This is a genomic window from Streptomyces sp. FH025 (assembly GCF_017427025.1).
In the GTDB taxonomy this organism is placed as follows: Bacteria; Actinomycetota; Actinomycetes; order Streptomycetales; family Streptomycetaceae; genus Kitasatospora.
The window spans coordinates 1-4,166 of the sequence record NZ_JAFLNG010000679.1 but is presented as its reverse complement, the minus strand read 5'-3'; the positions used below and the strand labels follow the sequence as shown (position 1 = coordinate 4,166).

General features: G+C 72.2%; 3 protein-coding genes. 1 reads left to right on the top strand and 2 read right to left on the bottom strand.

The genetic code is table 11. The annotated features are described in order from the left end of the window. Window positions 1-1,211 (top strand): PD40 domain-containing protein (locus J0670_RS31925; protein WP_207815465.1); only part of this gene is annotated, 1,211 nt, incomplete at its 5' end. A 192-nt stretch (window positions 1,212-1,403) separates the two neighbouring features. On the opposite strand, the gene J0670_RS31920 is transcribed toward J0670_RS31925, so the two are convergent. Both J0670_RS31920 and tdh read right to left on the bottom strand, forming a co-directional pair. Then, the gene (locus J0670_RS31920; RefSeq protein WP_207815463.1) at window positions 1,404-2,597 is read right to left on the bottom strand and encodes a glycine C-acetyltransferase; all 1,194 of its coding nucleotides are present in this window, start codon (window positions 2,595-2,597) and stop codon (window positions 1,404-1,406) included. 28 nt (window positions 2,598-2,625) lie between these two features. Further along, window positions 2,626-3,654, bottom strand: coding sequence for an L-threonine 3-dehydrogenase (tdh, locus tag J0670_RS31915; RefSeq protein WP_207815461.1), 1,029 nt, complete (start codon window positions 3,652-3,654; stop codon window positions 2,626-2,628). Between the last annotated feature and the right edge of the window lie 512 nt (window positions 3,655-4,166).

Below are 4,166 nucleotides of genomic sequence, written 5' to 3'. Positions count from 1 at the left end.
CCCAGCCGTACCCGGGCGTCGCCCTCTACGTCCGCGACCTGCGCGAGGGCCGCGTCGAGCGCGCCAACGTCGCCTCCGACGGCAGCCCGATGCGGAGCTTCAACTCCGATTCGGCGATCAGCCGCAACGGCCGCTACGTCGCCTTCGCCAGCGACGACAACCGGCCGGTGGACGGCCACACCCCGCTGGGCGGCAACAACATCTTCGTCCGCGACCGCTGGACCGGCCGCACCGAGCTGATCACCGTCGGCGACGGCACGCCGCGCGAGCAGTCCCGCTTCTCCTCGAACGTCCCCTCGATCAGCGACGACGGCCGGTACGTGGCCTACGTGTCCACCCGCACCGACCTGGTGCCGCAGCCCGCCACGCCCTCCCTGAGCAAGCTCCCGCCGGGCACCATGAACATCTACGTGACCGACCGCTGGACCCACACCACCCGGCTGGTCTCGGTCGGCGCCGACGGCTCGCCCGCCGACAGCTACTCCACCAACCCGAAGATCAGCGCGGACGGCCGCACGGTCGGCTTCAGCTCCTTCGCCGGCAACCTGCTGCCCACCGGGAACACCGCGCCCAAGGCCCCGGCGGGGCCCTCCCTCTCCGTCCCGCGCTTCGCGCCGTACTTCACGTACGACCTGAGGACCGGCACCGCGAGCGTCGCCGCCACCGACCTGTCCGGCGCGCCCGCTTCGGTCGGCTTCGACGCCACCATCAGCCCGGACGGGCGCCTCGCCGCCTACGACCTGCCGGCGGCCGACGCCAACAACGGCAACGGCAACCACCGGGACCTGTACGTCCGCGACCTGCGCAAGGGCACCGTGACGCAGGTCAGCAACCCGGCCTCGGGCACCACCACGACGGGCAACTCCGGCCACCCCTCGATCACGGCGAACGACCGCTGGGTCTACTTCGACTCCGGTGCCGACAACCTCGTCCCCGGCTCGTCGAGCGAGCGCAACGACGTCTACCGGTACGACCTGCGCACCGGCCGCACCGAGCGGGTCGCCACCACACCGGACGGCGCGCAGGGCAACGGCTCCTCGGACGGCCCGTTCGTCGACGCCCGCGGCCGCACGGTGCTGTTCAACTCCACCAGCGGCAACCTGCTCGCCGGAACGAACGACCCGCGGGGCACCGACGTCCACGTCTTCGCCAGGACCGCCGAGCCCCGCGGCGGCGAGGACGACCAGGACGACCGGGGCCAGGACGACTGACGCGACCCGGCCCGGAAACCGCGACGGGGGCGGGACATCGGCCGCCGGGCCGGCGTCCCGCCCCCGAAGCGGGAGGGTGGGGCAGGTGGTTGGTGGGCCGTACAGGCCGGTTACGCCGTGGTGCCGTACGGGTTGTGAGCCCATGGGCCGGTCCGGTTCCGAGCGGACCGGCCCACGGGCGGTCTCGGTCGGCTACTCGCCCAGCTCGGCGCGCGCGTCCACGAAGGCCGCGACGGCGCGCTCGACGTCCTCGGTGGAGTGCGCCGCGGACAGCTGCACCCGGATCCGGGCCTGGCCGTGCGGCACCACCGGGTAGGAGAAGCCGATCACGTACACGCCGCGCTCCAGCAGGAGCTCGGCGAGGCGGCCGGCCTTCGCCGCGTCACCGATCATCACCGGGGCGATCGGGTGGTCACCGGGCAGGATCTCGAACCCGGCCTCGGTCATCTTCGTGCGGAACAGCGCGGTGTTGGCCGCCAGCCGCTCGCGCAGCTCGTTGGACTTCTCGACCAGGTCGAGCACCTTGAGCGAGGCGGCCGCGATCACCGGGGCCAGCGAGTTGGAGAACAGGTACGGGCGGGAGCGCTGGCGCAGCAGGGCGACGATCTCCCGGCGGGCGGCGACGTAGCCGCCGGAGGCGCCGCCGAGCGCCTTGCCCAGGGTGCCGGTGATGATGTCGACCCGGTCCATCACGCCGTGCAGCTCGGGGGTGCCGCGGCCGCCCGCGCCGACGAAGCCGACGGCGTGCGAGTCGTCCACCATGACCATGGCGCCGTAGCGGTCCGCGAGGTCGCAGATCTCGCGCAGCGGGGCGACGTAGCCGTCCATCGAGAAGACGCCGTCGGTGACGATCAGGCGGCGGCGGGCGTCCTGGGTGTCCTGGAGCTGCTTCTCCAGGTCGGCCAGGTCCCGGTTGGCGTAGCGGTGGCGGCGGGCCTTGCTGAGCCGGATGCCGTCGATGATGCTGGCGTGGTTGAGCGCGTCGGAGATGACGGCGTCCCGGTCGTCCAGCAGGGTCTCGAAGACACCGCCGTTGGCGTCGAAGCAGGAGGAGTAGAGGATCGTGTCCTCCTGGCCGAGGAAGGCCGAGAGGCGGTCCTCCAGCTCCTTGTGGACGTCCTGGGTGCCGCAGATGAAACGCACCGAGGCCATCCCGTAGCCCCAGCGGTCCAGCGCGTTCTTTGCTGCGGCGATCACCTCGGGGTGGTCGGCCAGGCCGAGGTAGTTGTTGGCGCAGAAGTTCAGCACCTCACCGGGGCGGCCGCCGCCGGTGACGGTGACGGCAGCGCTCTGCGGGCTGCCGATCACCCGCTCGGGCTTGAACAGGCCCGCCTCGCGGATCTCGTCCAGGGTGGCGGCGATGTCGGCGCGCACGTTGTCGAACACGGCGGTCTCCTTAGCGGTTCGCGGGGGCTCAGGCGGTCCAGTCGAGGATGATCTTGCCGCAGTTGCCGCTCGCGGCGTCCTCGAAGGCGTCCTCGAAGGCAGAGACGGAGTAGCGGCCGGTGATCACCGGGCTGAGGTCCAGGCCGCCCTCCAGCAGCACGGACATCGCGTACCAGGTCTCGAACATCTCGCGGCCGTAGATGCCCTTGATGGTGATCATCGAGGTGACGATCGAGGCCCAGTCCACCGGGAACTGCTCGGCGGGCAGGCCGAGCATGGCGATCTTCCCGCCGTGGGTCATGTTGGCGATCATCGACTGCATCGCCTCGGCGCGGCCGGACATCTCCAGGCCGACGTCGAAGCCCTCGCGCAGGCCGAGCTGCTGCTGGCCCTCCTCGATGGTGTGCTCGGCGACGTTGAGCGCCAGCGTCACGCCGACCTTGCGGGCCAGGTCGAGGCGGTACGGGGAGACGTCGGTGATCATCACGTTGCGGGCGCCGGCGTGCTTGGCGACGGCGGCGGCCATGATGCCGATCGGGCCGGCGCCGGTGACCAGCACGTCCTCGCCGACCAGCGGGAAGGACAGCGCGGTGTGCACGGCGTTGCCGAAGGGGTCGAAGATCGCGGCCACGTCCAGGTCGACCGGCACCCGGTGCACCCAGACGTTGGAGGCGGGCAGGGCCACGTACTCGGCGAACGCGCCGTCGCGGTTGACGCCCAGGCCGATGGTGTTGCGGCACAGGTGGCGGCGGCCGGCCAGGCAGTTGCGGCACTTGCCGCAGACCAGGTGGCCCTCACCGCTGACCAGGTCGCCGACCGCGATGTCCGCGACGCCGGCGCCGATCTCGGCGACCTCGCCGACGAACTCGTGGCCGAGCACCAGCGGGGTGTCGATGGTCTGCTGCGCCCAGCCGTCCCACTTGCGGATGTGCAGGTCGGTGCCGCAGATGCCGGTCCGCAGCACCTTGATCAGCACCTCGCCGGGGCCGATCTCGGGCTTGGGGACGTCCATCAGCCAGAGCCCGGGCTCGGCCTTCTGCTTGACGAGTGCCTTCACGGGCGGCGGCTCCTGACGTGCGGATCTGGGACGGCCCGGGTGTGGGGCAGGCCGACGGGGCCCGGTTCGGCCGCTTCTGACGGGCACGCTCCGGGCAGGCAGAAATCTGCCTGGTGAGAGCGGGTGCGGTCCATCGAGGAATTCTTAACGGCGGCCACAGCAGGGCTAAACGATCGTGCCCGAGCTGCGGCCGGGGGCGGGTGCGGCATGCCGGTGCTCACTCGTCCGGCGGAGCGCGGGCGGCCGGTGGCGACACCAACCGGCGGGTGGACCGGGGTACTTGACAGCGCGCCGCCAGCCGGGTCGGGCCACTCGGGTGGGGGATGGATCCGTTCGGGCCAGCGGCGCCGCGACCGGCGCGCGGCCTGCCCTCGGCGGTGCTTACGGTGGCGACGTTCCCCGCGGCCCCGTGGAGCAGCGCTCCGGGGCCGCATCGCCAAGGGGCCGTTCGCCCGGACGTTCGCCCCGGACGTTCGCCCGGACCGTTCGCCCCGGATGTTCGCCCCAGAGCC